This window comes from Pseudomonas sp. Larv2_ips (genome assembly GCF_963879675.1).
Lineage (GTDB): Bacteria > Pseudomonadota > Gammaproteobacteria > Pseudomonadales > Pseudomonadaceae > Aquipseudomonas.
In genome coordinates this window covers 1705283-1724477 of the sequence record NZ_CAWOAW010000027.1, presented here as the reverse complement: position 1 = coordinate 1724477, position 19195 = coordinate 1705283, and the positions used below count along the sequence as shown (strand labels likewise).

General features: G+C 61.3%; 21 protein-coding genes and 1 riboswitch. Of the genes, 8 read left to right on the top strand and 13 right to left on the bottom strand.

All coding sequences use genetic code 11. The features are described 5' to 3' along the window. Positions 1–40 precede the first annotated feature (40 nt). Together AACV02_RS24720 and AACV02_RS24715 are read left to right on the top strand one after the other, a co-directional pair. Positions 41–1237 (top strand): amino acid aminotransferase, encoded by a 1197-nt coding sequence (locus AACV02_RS24720; protein ID WP_106576668.1) that lies wholly within the window; start codon positions 41–43, stop codon positions 1235–1237. 295 nt (positions 1238–1532) lie between these two features. Beyond that, on the top strand, positions 1533–1742 hold the full coding sequence (locus tag AACV02_RS24715) for a hypothetical protein (protein WP_078738148.1): 210 nt from the start codon (positions 1533–1535) through the stop codon (positions 1740–1742). Between the two features lie 109 nt (positions 1743–1851). Here the strand turns inward: AACV02_RS24715 and ptrR are convergent, their stop codons facing one another. After that, positions 1852–2724, bottom strand: a complete 873-nt coding sequence (gene ptrR, locus AACV02_RS24710; RefSeq protein WP_119742609.1) for a putrescine utilization regulator PtrR — start codon at positions 2722–2724, stop codon at positions 1852–1854. A 102-nt stretch (positions 2725–2826) separates the two neighbouring features. On the opposite strand from ptrR, the gene AACV02_RS24705 reads away from it, so the two are divergent. Further along, on the top strand, positions 2827–4218 hold the full coding sequence (locus AACV02_RS24705) for an aldehyde dehydrogenase family protein (RefSeq protein ID WP_119742607.1): 1392 nt from the start codon (positions 2827–2829) through the stop codon (positions 4216–4218). 1279 nt (positions 4219–5497) lie between these two features. On the opposite strand, the gene AACV02_RS24700 is transcribed toward AACV02_RS24705, so the two are convergent. From AACV02_RS24700 to AACV02_RS24685, 4 genes are all read right to left on the bottom strand, one after another. Beyond that, positions 5498–5890: a YciI family protein gene (locus AACV02_RS24700; protein WP_119742599.1), complete on the bottom strand. Its 393-nt coding sequence runs from the start codon at positions 5888–5890 to the stop codon at positions 5498–5500. 134 nt (positions 5891–6024) lie between these two features. Further along, positions 6025–7044 (bottom strand): sensor histidine kinase, encoded by a 1020-nt coding sequence (locus AACV02_RS24695; RefSeq protein ID WP_119742597.1) that lies wholly within the window; start codon positions 7042–7044, stop codon positions 6025–6027. Between the two features lie 9 nt (positions 7045–7053). Continuing rightward, positions 7054–8520 (bottom strand): ATPase domain-containing protein, encoded by a 1467-nt coding sequence (locus AACV02_RS24690; protein ID WP_119742595.1) that lies wholly within the window; start codon positions 8518–8520, stop codon positions 7054–7056. Beyond that, positions 8517–8951 (bottom strand): hypothetical protein, encoded by a 435-nt coding sequence (locus AACV02_RS24685; RefSeq protein WP_218911082.1) that lies wholly within the window; start codon positions 8949–8951, stop codon positions 8517–8519. Before AACV02_RS24685 ends, AACV02_RS24690 begins: the two co-directional genes overlap by 4 nt. A 111-nt stretch (positions 8952–9062) precedes the next feature. After that, a riboswitch (cobalamin riboswitch) is annotated at positions 9063–9255 on the top strand. A 116-nt stretch (positions 9256–9371) separates the two neighbouring features. On the opposite strand from AACV02_RS24685, the gene AACV02_RS24680 reads away from it, so the two are divergent. The 3 genes from AACV02_RS24680 to AACV02_RS24670 are packed head-to-tail and all read left to right on the top strand — an operon-like array spanning position 9372 to position 12144. After that, positions 9372–10382 carry an ABC transporter substrate-binding protein gene (locus AACV02_RS24680; protein ID WP_119742593.1) on the top strand — a complete coding sequence of 337 codons (1011 nt, stop codon included), beginning with the start codon at positions 9372–9374 and terminating at the stop codon, positions 10380–10382. Continuing rightward, positions 10379–11383 (top strand): FecCD family ABC transporter permease, encoded by a 1005-nt coding sequence (locus AACV02_RS24675; RefSeq protein WP_119742591.1) that lies wholly within the window; start codon positions 10379–10381, stop codon positions 11381–11383. Before AACV02_RS24680 ends, AACV02_RS24675 begins: the two co-directional genes overlap by 4 nt. After that, complete coding sequence (locus tag AACV02_RS24670; RefSeq protein WP_119742589.1) at positions 11380–12144, top strand: ABC transporter ATP-binding protein; 765 nt, start codon at positions 11380–11382, stop codon at positions 12142–12144. The genes AACV02_RS24675 and AACV02_RS24670 overlap by 4 nt, the downstream gene beginning before the upstream one ends. A 1043-nt stretch (positions 12145–13187) precedes the next feature. Here the strand turns inward: AACV02_RS24670 and AACV02_RS24665 are convergent. The 6 genes from AACV02_RS24665 to AACV02_RS24640 form a co-directional block, all read right to left on the bottom strand. Continuing rightward, positions 13188–13685 (bottom strand): GNAT family N-acetyltransferase, encoded by a 498-nt coding sequence (locus AACV02_RS24665; RefSeq protein ID WP_119742587.1) that lies wholly within the window; start codon positions 13683–13685, stop codon positions 13188–13190. Further along, positions 13682–13906: a hypothetical protein gene (locus AACV02_RS24660; protein WP_106576654.1), complete on the bottom strand. Its 225-nt coding sequence runs from the start codon at positions 13904–13906 to the stop codon at positions 13682–13684. Before AACV02_RS24660 ends, AACV02_RS24665 begins: the two co-directional genes overlap by 4 nt. 84 nt (positions 13907–13990) lie before the next feature. Further along, complete coding sequence (locus AACV02_RS24655) at positions 13991–14530, bottom strand: hypothetical protein (protein ID WP_119742585.1); 540 nt, start codon at positions 14528–14530, stop codon at positions 13991–13993. Positions 14531–14731: 201 nt separating this feature from the next. Further along, entirely contained in the window at positions 14732–15676 is a 945-nt protein-coding gene (locus AACV02_RS24650) for an alpha/beta hydrolase (RefSeq protein ID WP_119742583.1), read from the bottom strand. Next, entirely contained in the window at positions 15676–16116 is a 441-nt protein-coding gene (gene tspO / locus AACV02_RS24645; protein WP_106576651.1) for a tryptophan-rich sensory protein TspO, read from the bottom strand. The genes AACV02_RS24650 and tspO overlap by 1 nt, the downstream gene beginning before the upstream one ends. Before the next feature lie 58 nt (positions 16117–16174). Further along, positions 16175–16744 (bottom strand): nucleotidyltransferase family protein, encoded by a 570-nt coding sequence (locus tag AACV02_RS24640; RefSeq protein ID WP_119742581.1) that lies wholly within the window; start codon positions 16742–16744, stop codon positions 16175–16177. Positions 16745–16868: 124 nt separating this feature from the next. On the opposite strand from AACV02_RS24640, the gene AACV02_RS24635 reads away from it, so the two are divergent. Beyond that, positions 16869–17474 carry a hypothetical protein gene (locus tag AACV02_RS24635; protein ID WP_177413710.1) on the top strand — a complete coding sequence of 202 codons (606 nt, stop codon included), beginning with the start codon at positions 16869–16871 and terminating at the stop codon, positions 17472–17474. 757 nt (positions 17475–18231) lie between these two features. Further along, a complete protein-coding gene (locus AACV02_RS24630) occupies positions 18232–18471 on the top strand; it encodes a DUF6124 family protein (RefSeq protein WP_157986861.1) in 240 nt (79 codons plus the stop codon). 37 nt (positions 18472–18508) lie between these two features. On the opposite strand, the gene AACV02_RS24625 is transcribed toward AACV02_RS24630, so the two are convergent. Further along, positions 18509–18808, bottom strand: coding sequence for a hypothetical protein (locus AACV02_RS24625; protein ID WP_017136894.1), 300 nt, complete (start codon positions 18806–18808; stop codon positions 18509–18511). A 75-nt stretch (positions 18809–18883) separates the two neighbouring features. Next, positions 18884–19117, bottom strand: coding sequence for a hypothetical protein (locus tag AACV02_RS24620; RefSeq protein WP_106576648.1), 234 nt, complete (start codon positions 19115–19117; stop codon positions 18884–18886). Between the last annotated feature and the right edge of the window lie 78 nt (positions 19118–19195).

Sequence of the window (19195 nt, the reverse complement as noted above, 5' to 3'; positions counted from 1 at the left end):
GCGACACGTCCCTCCATTCCCCCATAGAGCTGCCGCAAAAATGAGCCTGTTCTCCGCTGTCGAAATGGCACCACGCGATCCAATCCTGGGCCTCAACGAAGCATTCAACGCCGACACACGAACCACCAAGGTCAACCTTGGCGTGGGCGTTTACTGCAACGAGGAGGGGAAGATTCCACTCTTGCGTGCCGTTGCCGAAGCGGAAGCCATTCGCGTGGCGCAACACGCCGCCCGTGGCTACTTGCCGATCGACGGCATCGTCGCCTACGACCAGGCGGTGCAAAAGCTGCTGTTCGGCGCCGACTCGCCCCTGCTCAGCGCTGGCCGTGTGATCACCGCGCAAGCCGTCGGCGGCACTGGCGCGCTGAAGATCGGCGCAGACTTCCTCAAGCAACTGCTGCCCAACGCCGTGGTTGCCATCAGCGACCCGAGCTGGGAAAACCACCAGGCGCTGTTCGAAAAAGCCGGCTTCCCGGTGCAAACCTACCGCTACTACGACGCCGCCACCCACGACGTCAACCGTGCCGGCCTGCTCGAAGACCTCAACGCCCTGCCGCCACAGTCCATCGTGGTGCTGCACGCCTGCTGCCACAACCCGACCGGCGTCGACCTGAGCCCGGCCGACTGGCAAAACGTGCTGGACGTGGTCAAGGCCAGGAACCTGGTGCCGTTCCTCGACATGGCCTACCAGGGCTTTGGCGATGGCATCCACGAAGACGCCGCAGCCGTGCGCCTGTTTGCTGAGTCGGGCCTGACCTTCTTTGTGTCCAGCTCGTTCTCCAAGTCGTTCTCGCTGTACGGCGAACGCGTAGGTGCGCTGTCGATCGTCAGCGAATCCAAGGAAGAAAGCGCGCGCATCCTGTCCCAGGTCAAGCGCGTAATCCGCACCAACTACTCCAACCCGCCGACCCACGGCGCGGCGATTGTGGCGGCGGTGCTGAACAACCCTGAGCTGCGCGCCCAGTGGGAAGCGGAACTGGCCGAAATGCGCCTGCGCATCCGTGGCATGCGTGAGCAGATGGTGGCTGAACTGGCCAAGGCTGCCCCAGGTCACGACTTCAGCTTCGTTGGCCGCCAGCGTGGGATGTTCTCCTACTCCGGCCTGACCGTGGAGCAAGTCACCCGCCTGCGTACCGAGTTTGGTATCTACGCGCTCGACACCGGCCGCATCTGCGTAGCGGCGCTGAACCAGTCGAACATTGGTGCGGTGACCAAAGCGATTGTTCAGGTGCTGTAAGCCTGCAACGGTGGTGACAAAGGGGAAGTCATTCAATGGCTTCCCCTTTTTTGTCGCCAGCAGGCTTCCCGTGGCAAACAGGCTTCCTGTGGCGAGCGGGCTTGCCCCGCGTTGGGCTGCGAAGCAGCTCCATAAAGCCCCCCCGTGAACTTACTGAAAGAACCCGGTGCCTGAACAAGGGGCCGCTGCGCAGCCCAACGCGGGGCAAGCCCGCTCGCCACAAGAGGAAAACCTCGCCGCTTGCCGCGACCAGCCCTAGACTGAACCCCAACTGCCCCTTTGCTGTGAGAGCCTTATGAGAAACGACGACCTGGACCTGCGTGCCGACCGCGACGAACTGCATGACTTCACCCCGCGCGCGCCGCAAGCCAAGCGCCAGAAAAGCCTGGTGCTGCAAGTGGCACTGGGTGTGTTCCTCGGTGGCCTGGCCCTTTGGTTGGTACAACTGGGCGCCACGGCCATCATGGCAAAACTCGCCATGGGCACCCTGCAATTTGGCGGCTGAAAACACGATCAACCGGTGGGAGCTGGCTGGCCTGCGATGGCGTCAGCCCAGCCTGCACGGCCTTGGCTGATACACCGCCATCGCCGGCAAGCCAGCTCCCACATCAGATCTAAGCGGCTACCAGACCACGTTCCTCCAACAGCTTCACAAAACTGTTCAAGCTCTGCGACACCGTGCCCCGGCGCCAGATCAGCCAGGTATTGAGGATGCGGAACGCGTCGCTCAGCGGCCACACACTCACCGCCGTGAACCCTGGCATGCTCTCCAGCATGCTGCGCGGCATCAGCGCCAGGCCGGCCCCGGCACTGACGCAGGCGAGCATGCCGTGATAAGACTCCATTTCAAAGATCTTGCCCGGCACCGCGCCATCCTGTGAGAACCAGCGCTCGAAGTGATGGCGATACGAGCAGTTCGAGCGAAACGTATAGATGCTCTCCCCCGCCACATCCTGCCCGCGCGTGATCGGCGCATGGTGCAGCGGCGCAATGACCACCATCTCCTCCTCAAACACCGGCACGCCTTCCAGCGTGGCATGCAGCACCGGCCCGTCGACAAACGCGGCCGCCAGGCGTCCCGACAACACGCCCTCGATCATCGTGCCGGACGGCCCGGTGCTCAGGTCCAGCTCAACCTTGGCGTGCTTCTGGTTATACGCCGCGAGCAACGCCGGAATGCGCACCGCCGCCGTGCTCTCCAGCGAACCCAGCGCAAACGCGCCCTGGGGCTCCTCCCCCGCCACCGTGGCGCGGGCTTCCTGCACCAGATCAAGAATGCGCCGCGTGTAGCCGAGGAAATTCCACCCGGCCGGCGACAGGCGCAGGCGGCTCTTCTCACGGATAAACAACTCAACGCCCAGGTCCTGCTCCAGTTGCTTGATGCGCGTGGTCAGGTTCGACGGCACGCGATGAATCAACTGCGCGGCGGCGCTGATGCTGCCTTGCTCGGCAACGGCCTTGAAGATTTCCAGCTGCACCAGGTCCAAGTCATTCTCCAATCGTGAATGCATTGCTTAATATTATTCAGTTTCCAGAAAACATGCAGCCCCGTAGGCTGAACCCATCCACTCATTCAGCCGGACGGTGCCATGAACGCTATCACTCACCAGACTCACGCCTTGTCGATCAACCCCGCCACTGGCGAAACAGTTGGCAGCTACCCTTACGAAACCGAGGCGCAGTTGGACGCGGCGCTTAATCGCGCCACTGAGGCCTTCCGCACCTGGCGCCGCCAACCAGTAAGCCAGCGCGCCGAGTTGTTGCTGGCCCTGGCCGATGCGTTGCGTGAGCAAGCCGAAGACATGGCGCAGATGATCACCCTGGAAATGGGCAAACCCATCGCCCAGGCCCGCGCCGAAATCGAAAAATGCGCGCAACTCAGCGAATGGTATGCCGCCCACGGCCCGGCCATGCTCGCCCCGGAGCCGACGCTGGTGGACAACGGCAGCGCCCAGATCGAATACCGCCCACTGGGCCCGATCCTCGCCGTCATGCCGTGGAACTTCCCGGTCTGGCAAGTGCTGCGCGGCGCCGTGCCGACCCTGCTCGCCGGCAACACCTACGTGCTCAAACATGCACCCAACGTGATGGGCAGCGCCTACCTGATGAAGGCGGCGTTTCAAAAAGCCGGCTTCGCCGATGGCCTGTTTGAAGTGGCCAACGTGACCAACGACGGCGTGTCCAAGGCCATCGCCGACCCACGCATCGCCGCGGTCACCCTCACCGGCAGCGTGCGCGCCGGCGCCGCCATCGGCTCTCAGGCCGGCGCCGCGCTGAAGAAATGCGTGCTGGAACTGGGCGGCTCCGACCCGTTCATCGTGCTCAACGACGCCGACCTCGACGCCGCCGTCCAGGCCGCCGTGATCGGGCGTTTCCAGAACAGCGGCCAAGTCTGCGCTGCCGCCAAGCGCCTGATCATCGAAGAAGGTGTGGTGCAAGCCTTTACCGCCAAATTCCTCGCCGCCAGCCGCGCCCTGGTGATGGGCGACCCGACCGACGCCAGCACCTACGTCGGCCCAATGGCCCGCTTCGACCTGCGCGACGAGCTGCACGGCCAGGTGCAGGCCACGTTGGAAGAAGGCGCAACCCTGCTGCTGGGCGGCAACAAAGTCGCCGGTGCCGGCAACTACTACGAACCGACCGTGCTGGCCGACGTCACCGACCAGATGACCTCGTTCAAACAGGAACTGTTCGGCCCCGTGGCCTCGATCATCACCGCCCGCGATGCCGACCACGCCGTGGCCCTGGCCAACGACAGCGAATTCGGCCTCACAGCAAGCATCTTCACCACCGACGCGGTGAAGGCACGGGATATCACCAACCAGCTGGAAACTGGCGCAGTATTCGTCAACTCGTTCAGCGTGTCCGACCCGCGCGTAGCGTTTGGCGGAGTGAAAAAGAGTGGGTTCGGGCGCGAACTGTCCCACTTTGGCGTACGTGAATTCTGCAACGCACAGACCGTGTGGCTGGATCGCAAATAAAACAGGCAACATCCTTCAACTGTGGGAGCTGGCTTGCTCGCGAAGGCGGTGTATCCGTTGGCAAATTTGTCGACTGACAGACTGCATTCGCGAGCAAGCCCGCTCCCACTCAAGCCAGCTCCCACCTTTGATTTGCGGTGTAGGTGGGTGGGCGTGAATTCTGCAACGCACAGACTGTGTGGCTGGATCGCAACTAAAACAGGCAACCCCCCATCAACTGTGGGAGCTGGCTTGCCTGCGATAGCGGTGGATCAGTGACAACTCTTTGGCTGACACACTGCAATCGCAGGCAAGCCAGCTCCCACCTTTGATCTTCGGTGTTTGTAGCCGCGCGTGAATTCTGCAACGCGCAGACCGTGTGGCTGGATCGCAAATAAAACAGGCAACACCCTCCAACTGTGGGAGCTGGCTTGCTCGTGAAGGCGGTGTATCCGTTGGCAAATTTGTCGACTGACAGACTGCATTCGCGAGCAAGCCCGCTCCCACCTTTGATTTGCGGTGTTTGTGGCCGTGCGTGAATGCTGCAACGCACAGACCGTGTGGCTGGATCGCAACTAAAACAGGCAACCCCCTCCAACCGTGGGAGCTGGCTTGCCTGCGATAGCGGTGCATCAGTGACAACTCTTTGGCTGACACACTGCAATCGCAGGCAAGCCAGCTCCCACCTTTGATCTGCGGTGTTTGTGGCCGTGCGTGAATTCTGCAACGCGCAGACCTTATGGCTGGATCGCAACTAAAACAGGCAACGCCCTCCAACTGTGGGAGCTGGCTTGCCTGCGATAGCGGTGCTTCAGTTGGCAAATTTGTCGACTGACAGACTGCATTCGCGAGCAAGCCAGCTCCCACTCAAGCCAGCTCCCACCTTTGATTTGCGGAGTAGGTGGCCGTGCGTGAATTCTGCAACGCGCAGACCGTGTGGCTGGACCGCAAATAAAACAGGCAACACCCTCCAACGGTGGGAGCGGGCTTGCTCGCGAAGGCGGTGTATCCGTTGGCAAATTTGTCGACTGACAGACTGCATTCGCGAGCAAGCCCGCTCCCACTCAAGCCAGCTCCCACCTTTGATTTGCGGTGTAGGTGGGTGTGCGTGAATTCTGCAACGCACAGACCGTATGGCTGGATCGCAAATAAAACAGTCAACACCCTCCAACTGTGGGAGCGGGCTTGCTCGCGAAGGCGGTGTATCCGTTGGCAAATTTGTCGACTGACAGACTGCATTCGCGAGCAAGCCCGCTCCCACTCAAGCCAGCTCCCACCGTTGATCTGCGGTGTTTGTGGATTAGTCCACAGTGACCTTTCCGGTTGAAAACTCGACCTTCAAATTAAGCCTCCCTTCATTCACCAACCACGGCCGAATCGAAAACCTGCGCGCGCCGCACTGATGCATCGGGTCTTGCGCGGCGATGGCCTTGGCATGCTCAAGCGACGTTGCACGAATCACAAACATGCCGTCGCCGTCCCAATACTGCTCGTCCTCACTCCAATGCGGCCCGGCGGCGACGAGGATACCGTCGCGCTCGATCTGGCATTGATGCTCAAGGTGAATCGGCAGGTTCTGCATCACCGGGCCAAGCCCGTCGGTTGGCGTTGAAAACACCACATAGAACTGCTTTTGCAGCATGCCCTTACTCGCTTCCAGCACTTGCTGGCGCGTTACCCGGTTTGTTTGCATGGTTTTACCTGTAGGAATATCGACCTAGTGGCGCAGGCGTGTGTCACCGCGTGTCGTGGAGCATTCCCTATCAGCCAGGGCAAGCAGTAGGCCGGTCGCAGGCATAAACCTTATGCCGGGCAGGAATACACGAGTCAGCCGTTCAACAACGGCAGCGTCACCACAAACTCACTGCCCTTGCCCTTGCCCGCGCTTTTGGCGGTGACCTTGCCGCCATGTGCTTCAACCAGCTCGCGCACCACCGTGAGCCCGATCCCCAAGCCCGAGCCGTTGAAGCCGATGGCGTGTTCATCCTGCACGTAAGGGTCAAAGATCAGCGGCAGTGCCTTGGCTGAAACGCCGATGCCGTTGTCACAAATGCTGATCCTCAGCGCGTCCGTCGCGGTCACAGACAGCACAATCGAGCCACCCACCGGCGTGTACTTGGCCGCGTTGGCCAGCAGGTTGTGCAGAATCTGCGCAAGGCGCCCGGGGTCTGCGCTCACCATCAGTTGGCCGTCAGGCAGGTGGGCATCAAATTGCTGTCTTTTCGCCCGCATCACCGGGCCGCAGGCATCAATGGCACTTCTAAGGATCTGCAGCATGTCCACATCGCGTCGATCGATGCGCAGCTTGCCGGTGCTGACGCGGGACACGTCCAGCAAGTCGTCGACCAACTGTGAAATATGCTGCACCTGACCTTCAATCAGCGCACGCATGCGCGGCAGCTGGTCGCTGGGCATGCGAACCATGCGCTCGGCGATCATGCTGATCGGCGTCAATGGGTTGCGCAGCTCATGCGCCACCATCGCCAGGATGTTTTTTTGCTGACTCAACGCGCGCTCGGCCGTGGCCTGCAAGTCTTGCGCACTGAGGGCCGCGATCACCAACTGCGCATTCGCCTCGCGAAGCTCCTGGTACAGGCGTTGTTCCTCCATGGGCGGCGGGCTGGCGGCGTCCGACTGCGCAAGGAGAATCGCCAGCACCAACTGCTGGTTAGCCTCAATCACCTGCTCGACGTGCTGGGTATCCACCAGACGGCTGCTGGCGTCAGTCAGTTGCTGCTGCAGCGCCGCAAGCGCCGCACGTGCCTCAACGGTTTTTTGGCCAATCAGGAACAGCTCGTGAGCCGCCGTGGTCAGCTCACTTTCATGCTTGCCGTCGCCGCCACTCATGAGTCGGGCTCACACATGTTTGGTTTTCGCCGAAACCTGCCGGGTCGGGTGCCCACCCAGCAACCCTTCCTGCTCCGGCAGCATGTCGCGAATCTGCAGGCCGTTATCGTCGATGTGGTACTGGCGCAGTTGGTCGGAGTGGGCGCTGGCGCGCACCTTGACCACGGCCATGATGCGCAGTAACCGGCTCTGCACCTCGATATAGCGCTGCACGATGATCGCGTCGGTCAGAAACGCCGTGCCATAAGGGCTGAAGCGCAGGTCGGTGTAACGGTCTTCGAGCTCCGAGGTCAACAACACGCTGACCCCAACGGCAGTCAGCGCCGTCACCATGCGTGACAGCGACTCGCGAAAATCCGCACGGAAGGTAGGCGCCAACGCCAGTTCAAAGCCTGACAGCGAGTCAATCACTACACGGGTGGCGTTCAACCGGCTGATTTCACCGAGAAGCAGCTGCACGATTTCGTCGATGGACAGGTCCGGCGCGCGGCTGTCCACCAGGCCCACTTTCCCGCTCTTGATCAACTCGGCCAATTGCGGGTTCTGCGAATGGTTGGGCCGTTGCTCGAACGCCGCAATCACCCCGGTTTCGCCGTTGCGCGCGCCTTCAGCGAGGAAGGTCGCCGCCAGGATGCTCTTGCCCGAGCCGGACGGGCCGGCCACCAATAGCGAATAACCCCGAGGCAGGCCGCCGCCGAGCATCTCATCGAGCGCTGGCACGCCCATTTTCAGACGGGTGATCGGGAACGTCGACGGCGCTTCAACCAGGCGGTTGACGGCGGCCGGCGGGAACACCTTGACCCCCGAGGTGGCAATACGAAAGGTGTGCAGCCCCGGCAACGTCGGTTGGCCGCGCATCTTCATGATTTCCATCTTGCGCACCATCGAATTGCGCTCAACGCTCTGGCGTAGCCAGATCAGGCCATCGGCCACGGTGAAAATCGGATTGGTGTCGGTCTCGGTGAAGTATTCGCCGATCAGGAAGGTGGTCGCCTGCCACGTGGTCATCAACATGCCCAACTGCTGGATGAACTGCGGCAGGTTGTTGTTCGGGTTGTGCTGCGTCTGGCTGGCCAGCACCACGGAGCGGAACGAATCGACAAACACCAGCGACGGCGAATGCGCCTCGACCTCGCTGACAATGCGCCGCAATACCTCGTCCAGGTCGCCCGCCAGGGTGTCGTCGGCGAGGTTGATATAACGAATCGACCGGTTAATGGCGGCGTCGTCGAAAAAATCGAATTGCTGCTGGTAGCGCAGCATCTTCAGCGGCGGCTCACCGAGCACGGTAAAGAACAGGGCCGGGCGCTCCGGCGTGGCCAGGGCGAACATCATCTGGTGCGCGAGGGTGGTTTTGCCGCAGCCTGGCGGGCCGGCGATCAGGTTGAACGAAAACTCCGGCAGGCCACCGCCCAGGACCTCGTCCAATCCTGGCACACCCGTGGCCAGACGGTTGATAGTCACTTTGGTGCTCATGGCGAAATTTCCTGCGAAGAGGTGTCGCTCGAAGAGGGCTGCCACACGCCAACCAGCAGACGTGCGGTGAGTGAAGGCCCGATCAGCGTGGTCAGAAGCTCGTAGAGGGTAGTCAGCAACACCTCACCGAAAAACAGCGCATCGGTTTCGTTCTGCTCGACGAGTACGGATTTGAGGGCAATCAAGTCCATCGCGGCCGGCACCCTGTCATAGGTGGCGGCCAGGCGTGGATGGGTCGAGACGCACAGATGGAAGCTGCGACGGTACAGCGCGGCAACGCCTTGCTGGCCGATGATGGGCGCCAGTGCTGCGCCCACATCCTGCAAAATCGAAACAACTGCCGCGGCGATGCTTGCAGTGTCAGCCTGCGGACCAACACGGTGCGCCAGAGAAGCTACGATCCGGCGGCTCTCTTCGCTAAGCGTGGGCATGTCTGACTAATATCTGATGAACAGAGACCGATGGTACACCCTATATCCGGAGATAGAGACCCCGGCGGCCTGCCAATTGCGCATGGACAGGCTCCCCCTTGCGGGCATGATCGACTACCATAACGCGCCGGTTCCCACACGGGACTAATAGGGAATCCGAAGCGCGTTCATTGCGCCAATCGGAACTGCCCCCGCAACTGTAGGTGCTGAGCCTGCTCCACATCGCCACTGGACATTGCCCGGGAAGGCCGGAGCGTGGCGACGACGCATCAGTCAGGAGACCTGCCGGCCCAGCAAAATCACTAACCGGCGGGGTGTCCGGGAAGTACCTCCGCGCCCTGCGATGCCCGCAGCGCTACAGGGTGTATTTCCGAGCCGTACCTCCCCAGTTCCACGTACGGTTTACCCGGAGATTGCCCGATGCTGCCACGCGTTACTGCCCTGATCACCGCCTTGGGCTTTTGTGCCCTGGCCCAAGCGGCGCCCACTCACTACCCGCTGACGGTGCAGAACTGCGGCAGCACCTTGACCTTTGAGCAGGCGCCTGCGCGCACGGTGACCATCGGCCAGGCCGCCACCGAAATGCTCTACGCCCTGGGCGTCGGCGACAAAGTGGTCGGCACCTCGCTGTGGTTCAACAACGTATTGCCACAATACAAGGCGCAGAACGACGCCATTGAGCGCCTGGCCAACAACGAACCCAGCTTCGAAGCGGTGATCGCCAAGCGCCCGCAGCTGGTGGCCGCCGAGCTGGAATGGGTGGTGGGCCCGCAAGGTGTGGTCGGCACCCGCGAGCAGTTTCACGAGCTGAAAATCCCCACCTACCTGCTGCCCTCCGACTGCGAAGCCAAGGACAACCTGGTGGGCGCCGACGGCACGCGGCTGGAGCCGTTTCGCGTCGAGACCGTCTATAAAAGCATCAGCCAACTGGCCGAGATTTTCGACGTACAGGCGCGCGGCCAACAATTGAACGACGAACTCAAGGCGCGCTTGGCCAAATCCATCGCCACCGCCCACAGCAAAGGCCTCAAGCAGGCCAGCGCATTGGTGTGGTTCTCCAGCTCGGAAATGGCCAGCGACCCGTACGTGGCCGGCCACAAGGGCGTGCCCGAATTCATGCTCCAAACCCTGGGCCTGCACAACGTGGTGCAGTCCGATGAAGAGTGGCCCGCCGTCGGCTGGGAGACCATCGCCAAGGCCAATCCGACCTTCCTGGTGATCGCGCGCATGGACCGGCGCCGCTACCCCGCCGACGACCATGAAAAGAAACTCGCGTTCCTGCGCAGTGACCCGGTGACGCGCAACATGGACGCAGTGAAAAACAACCGCATCATCATCCTCGACGCCCTGGCATTGCAGGCCAGCGTGCGCACGTTCGATGGCCTGGAACAGCTGGCCGGCGCCATCGACGGCTACGACCTGCGCAAATGATGCGTACCCTTCTCGCCCTGGCGCTGCTGTTGCTCGCCGTGCTCGCCGGCGTGGCCATCGGCGAAACCGCCATCGCGCCGCAGGTGGTGTTGCAGGTGCTTGCCAACAAACTGTGGGCAGCCGGTTACGTGCTCGACCCGATCGACGAAGGCGTGGTGTGGAACTACCGCCTGACCCGCGCCCTGGTCGCCGCCGCGTGCGGTGCCGGGTTGGCCACGTGCGGGGTGATCTTGCAGTCGTTGTTGCGTAACCCGTTGGCCGATCCTTATCTGCTGGGCATCAGCGCCGGCGCCTCGACCGGCGCGGTATTGGTGGCACTGATCGGCGTCGGCGGCGGGCTGGTTTCGCTGTCGGCAGGCGCGTTTGTCGGCGCCATGGCGGCCTTTGCGCTGGTGATTCTGCTGGCGCGCGCCAGCGGCTCGGCGAGCGGCACCGGCCAGATCATCCTCGCCGGCATCGCCGGGTCACAGCTGTTCAACGCCCTCACCGCGTTCCTGATCACCAAGTCCGCCAGCTCCGAGCAGGCACGCGGCATCATGTTCTGGCTGCTGGGCAACCTCAGCGGGGTGCGCTGGCCGTCGGTGTGGCTGGCGGTGCCGGTGACCGTCGCAGGCCTGGCGGTGTGCCTGTGGCACCGCCGCGCGCTGGACGCGTTCACCTTCGGCACCGACTCGGCGGCCTCGCTGGGCATTCCAGTGCGCCGGGTGCAGTTTGTGCTGGTGGGCTGCGCGGCGCTGGTGACGGCGGTGATGGTGTCGATTGTCGGCTCCATTGGCTTTGTCGGGCTGGTGATTCCGCATGCCGTGCGCCTGCTGGTCGGTACCGGGCATTCACGGCTGCTGCCGGCCAGCGCCTTGGGCGGTGCGCTGTTTTTGATCGCCGCCGACGTACTCTCGCGCACGCTGATCAAGGGCCAGGTGATTCCGGTCGGCGTGGTCACCGCGCTGGTCGGCGCGCCGGTGTTTGCGCTGATCCTGATCGGCCGAAGGAATGCGCGATGACGGTGCTCAGTTGCACGGGCCTGGGGTTCAAAGTGCGCGATGCCGAGTTGCTGCGCGATATCCACTTGGACGTTCAGCAAGGTGAAACCTTGGGCATTGTCGGGCCGAACGGTTCCGGCAAGTCCACCCTGCTCAAACTGCTGGCCGGTTTGCGTGCACCGGCGTCCGGTGAAGTGCTGTTGGGCGGCCAGCACTTGGGCCGCCTATCCCGGCGCGCCATCGCGCAGCAACTGGCCGTGGTGGAGCAGCAGGCTGATACCGACGATGCCATCCGCGTGTTCGACGCCGTAGCGCTGGGCCGCACGCCCTGGCTGTCGGCGCTGAGCCCGTGGTCTGACGAAGACGACGCCATTGTGGGTCAGGCGCTGCACGACGTAGACGCCACCCACCTGAGCAAACGCGCGTGGCGCAGCCTTTCCGGCGGCGAACGCCAACGCGTGCACATCGCCCGCGCCCTGGCGCAACGGCCGCAGATTCTGTTGCTGGATGAGCCGACCAATCACCTGGATATCCAGCATCAACTGGCGATCTTGAAGGGCGTGCAGGCCCTGCCGGTGACCACCTTGATTGCGCTGCATGACCTCAACCAGGCACTGACCTGCGATCGCCTGGCCGTGCTGGACCGCGGGCGGCTGGTGGCGCTGGGCCCGCCACTGGAGGTGCTGACGCCGCAGCGATTGCAAGAGACATTCGGGGTACAGGCGCACTACCTGACAGACCCGTTTGACGGCGCGCAGATCCTGCGGTTGCGCTCGAACTGATGAGCTGACCGCGGCCCTTAACAACACCACCAATCAACTGTGGGAGCTGGCTTGCCTGCGAGGGCGGTGTGTCAGAGGCATGTCAGTCGGCTGACCTGCCGCCTTCGCGGGCAAGCCCGCTCCCACAGTTTGACCGAGTACAGACCGCCACCACCGCACTGCTTTTGCTTTTCTGTGGGAGCTGGCTTTGACCGCGTTCATCTGCCAGTGCCGCACTGCTTTGCCTTTCTGTGGGAGCTGGCTTGCCTGCGATGCAGGCGCCTGGGTGTGTCAGGTACACCGGGTTGATGCCATCGCAGGCAAGCCAGCTCCCACCTTTGATTGAGTTCAGCCTTCAAGATCAGGTCGGCTGTCAGGCGTCCTCGAAGCAGCAGAGCACAAGCACATCTGCTTTTCTGTGCGAGCTGGCTTGCCTGCGATGGCGGTGTGTCAGTGACATGTCAGTCGGCTGACCTGCCGCCTTCGCGGGCAAGCCCGCTCCCACAGTTTGACCGCGTTCATCTGCCAGTGCAGCACTGCTTTGCTTTTCTGTGGGAGCTGGCTTGCCTGCGATGCAGGCACCTCGGTGTGTCAGGTACACCGGGTTGATGCCATCGCAGGCAAGCCAGCTCCCACCCTTGATTGAGTTCAGCATCCAACATCAGGTCGGCTGTCAGGCCGCCTCGCTTGCGCTTTTGATCTAACCACTCAGGTCGGCTACTAGGCCGCCGTGCTCTGCTTTTGATCTTGATCTGCTTTTGATTTTGATCTTAGGCGCCCCGTTAAACCACGCTGGCCGAACGCAGGTTTAGGAGCGTGGGTAAACCGGCAGGACGCCGGTTTAGCCGTGTTGGGCCATGGATGGCCCATCGCGGCGGCCCACGCTCCAAAGCCTGCGTGAGGGCACACCGAGCCTAAGCGAGGTGCCGAGTGGTGGGGCAAGAGCCCTTTGGTTACTTTGGGGCTTTTCCAAAGTGACCCGCCGTAAGGGCGGAACCCCTCTCAGCCACCCCCCAATCACGGATATCCACTCACCCCCCCCCAAAAAACCCCAGCCGCCAGCGCTACAGCGACCGCTGCATATGCGTCGTCCGCCAAACCGGATCCGCCTCGACATCAACAATCTCAAACCCCTGCCGAAGCCAAAAATCAATCGCCCCAGCAAGAAACGGATGAGTATGCAGGTAAACCATCTCCGCCCCCTCCCCCCGCGCCTTCGCCTCCAGCGCGCCGTACAACTCACCCGCCAACCCGAATCGGCGCGACGCCGGCGCCACAAACAGGCGCACCACCTCCACCGTCTTGAGGCCCTGGTAATTCAACTGGGAGAAGCGCCCGTCGTAGGGCACATAGCCGATGGCCGCAACAATCTGGCCATCGACGCGGGCGATCAAAAACTGGCCGTCGCCATGAACATACACCGCTTCAAATCGCGCCAGATCATCCGGCATGCCGGCTGCGCTGAGCTTGGGGAAAAGCTCGCTGCGAGCCTCAAGGACAAAGTCCAGCACTGCTGGAATGTCGTCGCAGGTCACATCCTGAATGACCGGTCGCTCGTTCATACAACCCTGATCTGACTGATCCCTACCACCTGCGCCTGCTCCAGAATCTCCTCAGGCGTCGCATCCGCAGGCGGCAGGATCAACCCATTCTCCGCATCGCCAAAATGCAATTGCAGTAAATGCATCGCCGCCTCGTGCAGGGGCAGTTCAGGCTGTTTGAGTTCAAACACGTGGGTGCGGGGCTCGTCGTTGAACAGGTAGTTCAGGGTGTATTCGCGCATGGTGAGGTCCTGATGAGGGAAAGGAGCAACTGATTAACCTGACTTATCGATCAGCTTTTAAGTTCCCAACCCACATGCTCAGTGTCATTTAGTCTGCACGTAGCACAAAGCAGAGCCCTTCACGCCCGACGCATGGACGCTGACATGGCGAGTGGAAAAACCTGGCTTCTCGACGAACTGCTTCTCTTGCCAACTCGCATAGACGCCGTACTGATAACCGATGGCGCCATTGGCATACCACGACACGGCGAGCTTATACACGCCCTTCTCATCGGGGGCCTGCCACAGCGTCTTGTCGATGACCGGCTTCGCCTGATTGAACGTGCGCAGGTGGAACGTGCGAGGCCCGCCGTTTGGCTCGGTAGAACTGGACAGAAACAGCGTGTCGTCCTCGGCATCGTCTTCGGCAGCCGCCAGAATCACTGCCGGCACCCACTTCTCGCCCCGGTATTCTTTTTCGATGAACACCGTGCAGTTCAACGTGCCGTCACCTGGGGTCTTCATTTTGAATTGCCGCTCGTACTGCCCGTAGGGCACATCAAACGAGAAGTTGTATTCGGCGGCTTGAACACCCGCCACCAGCAAAAATGCCGATAGCCCTACGACTGGATGGGAAATGGTCACGTGTGCGTCCTTGCGAGAGTCTGAAAATCGGGGTGTCAGAGGTTACGCGGCCTGTAGGAGAATCGGAAAGATATCACCCACTCTGTCTTCACTTTTCAGGACTTCACGCTGGAAGGCGTCGTGAGTGAAGACGAGTGTTCATGACCGCAGATCCAGATGTTGACGTCGGAAGATAAAGCGAGCGCCGTGTGGCTCGAATGGCTAATGGCTGTAATCCAATACCGCCTGGATCCTCGCCGATATCCACCCCCGACTGTAAGCAAGTACGCCATCTGCCATCGCCACCGGAAAATGAATAAACCCGTGGGCTGATTCCGGCAACAGGTGTGCCTCAACCTGCGCAGCCGCGCCCCAGCGTTCAGCCATCTGCAGCGTGTCGTCCAGCAACGGGTCGAGTTCGCCGACAAACATCAACGCTGGCGGTAACCCCGTAAGGTCGCCATACAGCGGTGACAAGGGTGGCTGCCGACGCTCCTCATCATTCAATCCCGGCGTGAGCATGCGCAGCGCTTCGACCATTCCCGGCCCGTCCAGCAACAATGTCTGCGGCCCCGCCGTGCGCACGCTCGGTGTGCCGGTCAAGTCGTATACGCCGTAGTACAACACCGCACCGCGCACACGTTTGAGCAGATCCGGCCATTGCTTAAGCGCCAGCAAGGTTGCCGCCGCCAGATGCCCACCGGCTGACTCACCCACGACAAACACCGGCAAGTCGGCAAACTCGTCACTGCTGAGCAGCCAGCGCGCAGCATTCAGGCAGTCCTCCATCAGCCCCTCAACCGGCGTGTCGATCGCCAGCCGATAATCCACCGACACCACTGCCACGCCACACGCCTGCACCATGCCCAGGTTCAGGTCGTCGTCCATCTGCGCATTGCCGATCACCCAGCCGCCGCCGTGGATATCCAGTAACACGCCTTTGGCTTTGCCTGCCGGCCGCAGAATACGCACGGGCACTGCGCCCACCATGCGGGTTTCTGCCGGCGGCGCTTTCTTGAGCGTTTGGCTGACCCGCAACAGCGCCTGAATCACACGCGGCGTGACGCGGTTGCGGATTTTAAAGCGCGGCATCCAGGCAAGCTTCTTGTTGAAGTCGCGCATCTGCGCCAGCTCAGGCTCGCTGGCAGGCCACGGTGTGTAGGCCATCAGCGATTGTTCCGCAAAATCGAGAAATTCAACGCCGCCGCCACGCTCAGCCACGCCAGGTAGGGGAACAGAATCAACCCGGTGATCAAGTCCAACCGCAACGCCATCACCACCAACGCCGCCACCACCAGCCACAGCAGCACAATCACCACCATCCCGGCGAAGAGGTTATGCGCGCCGAAAAACACCGGCGTCCACAGCGTGTTCAGCGCAATCTGCGCCGCCCACAAGCCCAGGGCCAATTGGCTGCCGGGGATCATCGTCAGGCGATAGCCCGCCCAGGCGAGCAGCAGATAGATGACCGTCCAGGCCACCGGAAACAGCCAGTTGGGTGGGGTGAAGCTGGGTTTTACCAGGCTTTCGTACCACTGGCCGGGCTTGAAAATAACACCGGTACTGGCGGCCGCGCCGCAGGCGATGAGGAAAATCAGGAAGATCATGGGCTATCCACTCTCAGGGTTCATTTGAAGATAGGACGTATGGGGAGTCGGTAAAAGTTCACAAATCATCCGGCGCAACGATCTTCAGCCAAGGCCAGCGCGCCTGATAACTGCGGGCCTTGGCGGCGAACAATTCAGGCTCGCGGTGCAGCGGGTTAATCCGCAATACGCCCTGCTCCACATCCGCTAAGCCATAGGGCGCATACACTTCGCCCGTGTCGATCTCCAGCCCGATGCACGTACCGGCCACCAGGTAGCGGTCCACGCCCTGTTTAGCCGAGTGCAGCTGTGGGTAAGGCCGACCAAAGCGCTCGCCGTACCACAGGTGCACCCGCGCCTGGTTCTTGACCTCGACGTTAACGCCCAAATCCTCAAATAAACGTTCGGCGGCGCGGATCACTTTGTCCTCAGCTTCGTAGGACAGATCCGTGTCGAAGTAAAAGACGTCGTAGTCCTTTACGCCCTGAGCCGCAGGCAAGTTTGACTGATGGTTCCATACGGCCTGGAACAGGCAGCCCGCCGTGAGCATGCACTGCTCCACACCGAGGTCGGGCAGGCGCGCGGTGATCTGGGCGTTGATGGGGTTGGCCATGGCCAGTTCGAGCAGGGTATTGACGGTCAATGTCATGGTTAATCCTTGGCTGTTCAGTGCGGCTCAAGCCACCGACCCTACACGACTGGCGGGAGGGTTTCGTGACAGCAATATTTCTATACACTTTGCCCGCCCGCTACCAATCGTCAAGGATAAAACGATGCGAATCAGAGAAATGGCCCTCATCACCGCCGCCGCGTTGCTGCTCACCGCGTGCAGCGACAGCCCATCGGACGCCGACATTCAAGCCGCGCTGCAACCCAGGCTGGAAGGGGCTTCCTGCGTAAAGGCGGCGATGTTCAACAGCTTCCCGGTGACCTTGAGTGACAGCGTCATGAGCGGTACCTCCAGCGCCAACCAGCCGGCCTTCGATGCGCTGACCAACGCCGGCCTGCTGGCCAAAAGCGACAAAACCTACACCCTCACCGACGCCGGCCGCGCCGCCTACGTGCAGCAGGAATCCGGGTTCTGCTACGCCCAGGGCTATGAAATCGCCAAGGTCCAGAACATTGCCGCCAACACCAACCCCATGGGCGCCGCCGTGGACAAATCCTGGGTGGTGACCGTCGACATTCGCCAGAAAACCATCGCCGACTGGGCCAACACCCCGGCGATTGAAAAACTGGCCCGCAACCCGGAAAACCTCTCCGAAGCGCCAAAGACCTACCACGTGGTAGTCGGGCGCTTGAAGGGCGAGCAAACGCTGAAGCTGATCGACCCACGGTTTTCGATCATGCGTGGTGTTGGGGTGAACCAGGCGTTCTAACCCGGCGCGGTGGTGGCAAGCAGGCTTGTTGTGGGTTGAAGGCCTGCTGTGGCTTGAAAGCTAGTTGTGACTTGAAGGCCTTTTGTGGCTTGAAGGCTAGTTGTGGCTTGAAGGCCTGTTGTGGATTGAAGACTTGCGGTGGCTGAAGGCCTGTTGTGGCTTGAAGACTTGTTGTGGCTTGAAAGCCTGTTGTGGATTGAAGACTTGCTGTGGCTGAAGGCCTGTTGTGGCTTGAAGACCTGTTGTGTCTTGAAGACTTCTTGTGGCTTGAAGACTTCCTGTGGCGAGCAGGCTTGCCCTGCGTTGGAGTGCGCAGCGCTCCCAACCCAGCCGCCGCTGGTCCAACAGTAAAACTCGGTCGCCTGTTTGGAGGGGCCGCTTCGCACCCCAACGCAGGGCAAGCCTGCTCGCCACAAAGCAGTTTCCTCAGCCTGGGGAGTTGCGAACGGCCCGCAGCACCTTGCCCCATTGCCTACGCGTGCGTCAGAATCCGCCGGCTTGTGCGCTGGGGTGGCCGTCTCTAAGGTGGCTCGGTCGCTGAATGTTCAGTGATCGGGTTTAGTAGCCCACGGTTTAACCTAACAAGTGCACAAGCTTCATCTGTCAGGCGTTCTCGTCTGTGCTTGATGGTGGCTGTGCGTAGGGCACCCTCGGGTGCGCCGGTTTTGTTAGGTTCCACCGGTCTACTAACCTGCGTACAGCCACCGCCTTTTCGTTTAGTAGCGATGAGGTTGTAGCCCAAGCAAGGAACTTAACAATGGCTAATGTCACAACAGACTCAACCACCCTCTTCACCGTCGTCCCCGACGCCAGCACCGAAACCCTCATCACCAACAGCTACGAAACCTTCACCAGCGTCAGCACCCTGCTGCTCGACCTGTCCGAAGACCTGTGCGGCAAACACCGCGACATCGCCCTGGCCATTCACCAACTGAGCGAACTGGGCGTGCTGCTCACGGCCAAATTGCTCGACCGTGAAGCGCCTTGCACTGGCTGACCAACAGCCCACCGCAGCGCCGCTGAGGGCGCTGCCTTCAATTAACCCCAGGGAACGAATCAACGTACTGAATGGTGAAGTCTGGAAAGGAGTCAACAATCTGGATCTTGTAGTCGGGGAAGCTCTCGACTGTTTTCCACTTCCCGGCCGAATCGGGAAAACTGCTCACCTGTTTTACCTTAAGGTCAGGGAAACTGTTTACCACCTTGACCTTATAGTCCGGGAAGCTACTGACAAACTTGATGTTGCCGTAAATCTTTGACACATCAACAGTCGTATCCGCTTGAGCGCCGAAGGCACACGCCAGCAGCAGTGACGCAAGAGCAACTTTGAACATGACAGCCTCATCCTGAGAAATAAAAAGGCGCCCAGTTTACCGACCTGCGCGCGCAACGTCCTGCATTGCCGGTTCTTAACCCTTCAACTCACCCGCGCGGTTACTCGCCGCATCGTCATAAGCCACATACAACGACTCGGCGATCTGGCTTTTGATGGCTTTGGTGGCTTCCAGCCCCAACACAAACCCTTCAGCCTTGCCGCCAGCGCGGTTGAGTTCTTCGTGGGTGGAAGCGCCGGTGATGGCGTCGAGCAGCTTGATGGCGTGAGGGCCTACGCCTTTAGGGAGGGAGATTTGGTCGATGGACATGGCGATACCTTGATAAAAAAATGATCGGAAGCGCATGGGCCACTGCCGGGGGATGCCATGGTAGACCGGTTAGCGTGG

What these genes read in the sequence shown, in the direction of transcription:
- AACV02_RS24720 (WP_106576668.1), top strand. Translation starts at nt 41, where the DNA reads ATGAGCCTGTTCTCCGCTGTCGAAATGGCACCACGCGATCCAATCCTG.
- AACV02_RS24715 (WP_078738148.1), top strand. Translation starts at nt 1,533, where the DNA reads ATGAGAAACGACGACCTGGACCTGCGTGCCGACCGCGACGAACTGCAT.
- AACV02_RS24705 (WP_119742607.1), top strand. Translation starts at nt 2,827, where the DNA reads ATGAACGCTATCACTCACCAGACTCACGCCTTGTCGATCAACCCCGCC.
- AACV02_RS24700 (WP_119742599.1), bottom strand. Translation starts at nt 5,890, where the DNA reads ATGCAAACAAACCGGGTAACGCGCCAGCAAGTGCTGGAAGCGAGTAAG.
- AACV02_RS24695 (WP_119742597.1), bottom strand. Translation starts at nt 7,044, where the DNA reads ATGAGTGGCGGCGACGGCAAGCATGAAAGTGAGCTGACCACGGCGGCT.
- AACV02_RS24690 (WP_119742595.1), bottom strand. Translation starts at nt 8,520, where the DNA reads ATGAGCACCAAAGTGACTATCAACCGTCTGGCCACGGGTGTGCCAGGA.
- AACV02_RS24685 (WP_218911082.1), bottom strand. Translation starts at nt 8,951, where the DNA reads ATGCCCACGCTTAGCGAAGAGAGCCGCCGGATCGTAGCTTCTCTGGCG.
- AACV02_RS24680 (WP_119742593.1), top strand. Translation starts at nt 9,372, where the DNA reads ATGCTGCCACGCGTTACTGCCCTGATCACCGCCTTGGGCTTTTGTGCC.
- AACV02_RS24675 (WP_119742591.1), top strand. Translation starts at nt 10,379, where the DNA reads ATGATGCGTACCCTTCTCGCCCTGGCGCTGCTGTTGCTCGCCGTGCTC.
- AACV02_RS24670 (WP_119742589.1), top strand. Translation starts at nt 11,380, where the DNA reads ATGACGGTGCTCAGTTGCACGGGCCTGGGGTTCAAAGTGCGCGATGCC.
- AACV02_RS24665 (WP_119742587.1), bottom strand. Translation starts at nt 13,685, where the DNA reads ATGAACGAGCGACCGGTCATTCAGGATGTGACCTGCGACGACATTCCA.
- AACV02_RS24660 (WP_106576654.1), bottom strand. Translation starts at nt 13,906, where the DNA reads ATGCGCGAATACACCCTGAACTACCTGTTCAACGACGAGCCCCGCACC.
- AACV02_RS24650 (WP_119742583.1), bottom strand. Translation starts at nt 15,676, where the DNA reads ATGGCCTACACACCGTGGCCTGCCAGCGAGCCTGAGCTGGCGCAGATG.
- tspO (WP_106576651.1), bottom strand. Translation starts at nt 16,116, where the DNA reads ATGATCTTCCTGATTTTCCTCATCGCCTGCGGCGCGGCCGCCAGTACC.
- AACV02_RS24640 (WP_119742581.1), bottom strand. Translation starts at nt 16,744, where the DNA reads ATGACATTGACCGTCAATACCCTGCTCGAACTGGCCATGGCCAACCCC.
- AACV02_RS24635 (WP_177413710.1), top strand. Translation starts at nt 16,869, where the DNA reads ATGCGAATCAGAGAAATGGCCCTCATCACCGCCGCCGCGTTGCTGCTC.
- AACV02_RS24630 (WP_157986861.1), top strand. Translation starts at nt 18,232, where the DNA reads ATGGCTAATGTCACAACAGACTCAACCACCCTCTTCACCGTCGTCCCC.
- AACV02_RS24625 (WP_017136894.1), bottom strand. Translation starts at nt 18,808, where the DNA reads ATGTTCAAAGTTGCTCTTGCGTCACTGCTGCTGGCGTGTGCCTTCGGC.
- AACV02_RS24620 (WP_106576648.1), bottom strand. Translation starts at nt 19,117, where the DNA reads ATGTCCATCGACCAAATCTCCCTCCCTAAAGGCGTAGGCCCTCACGCC.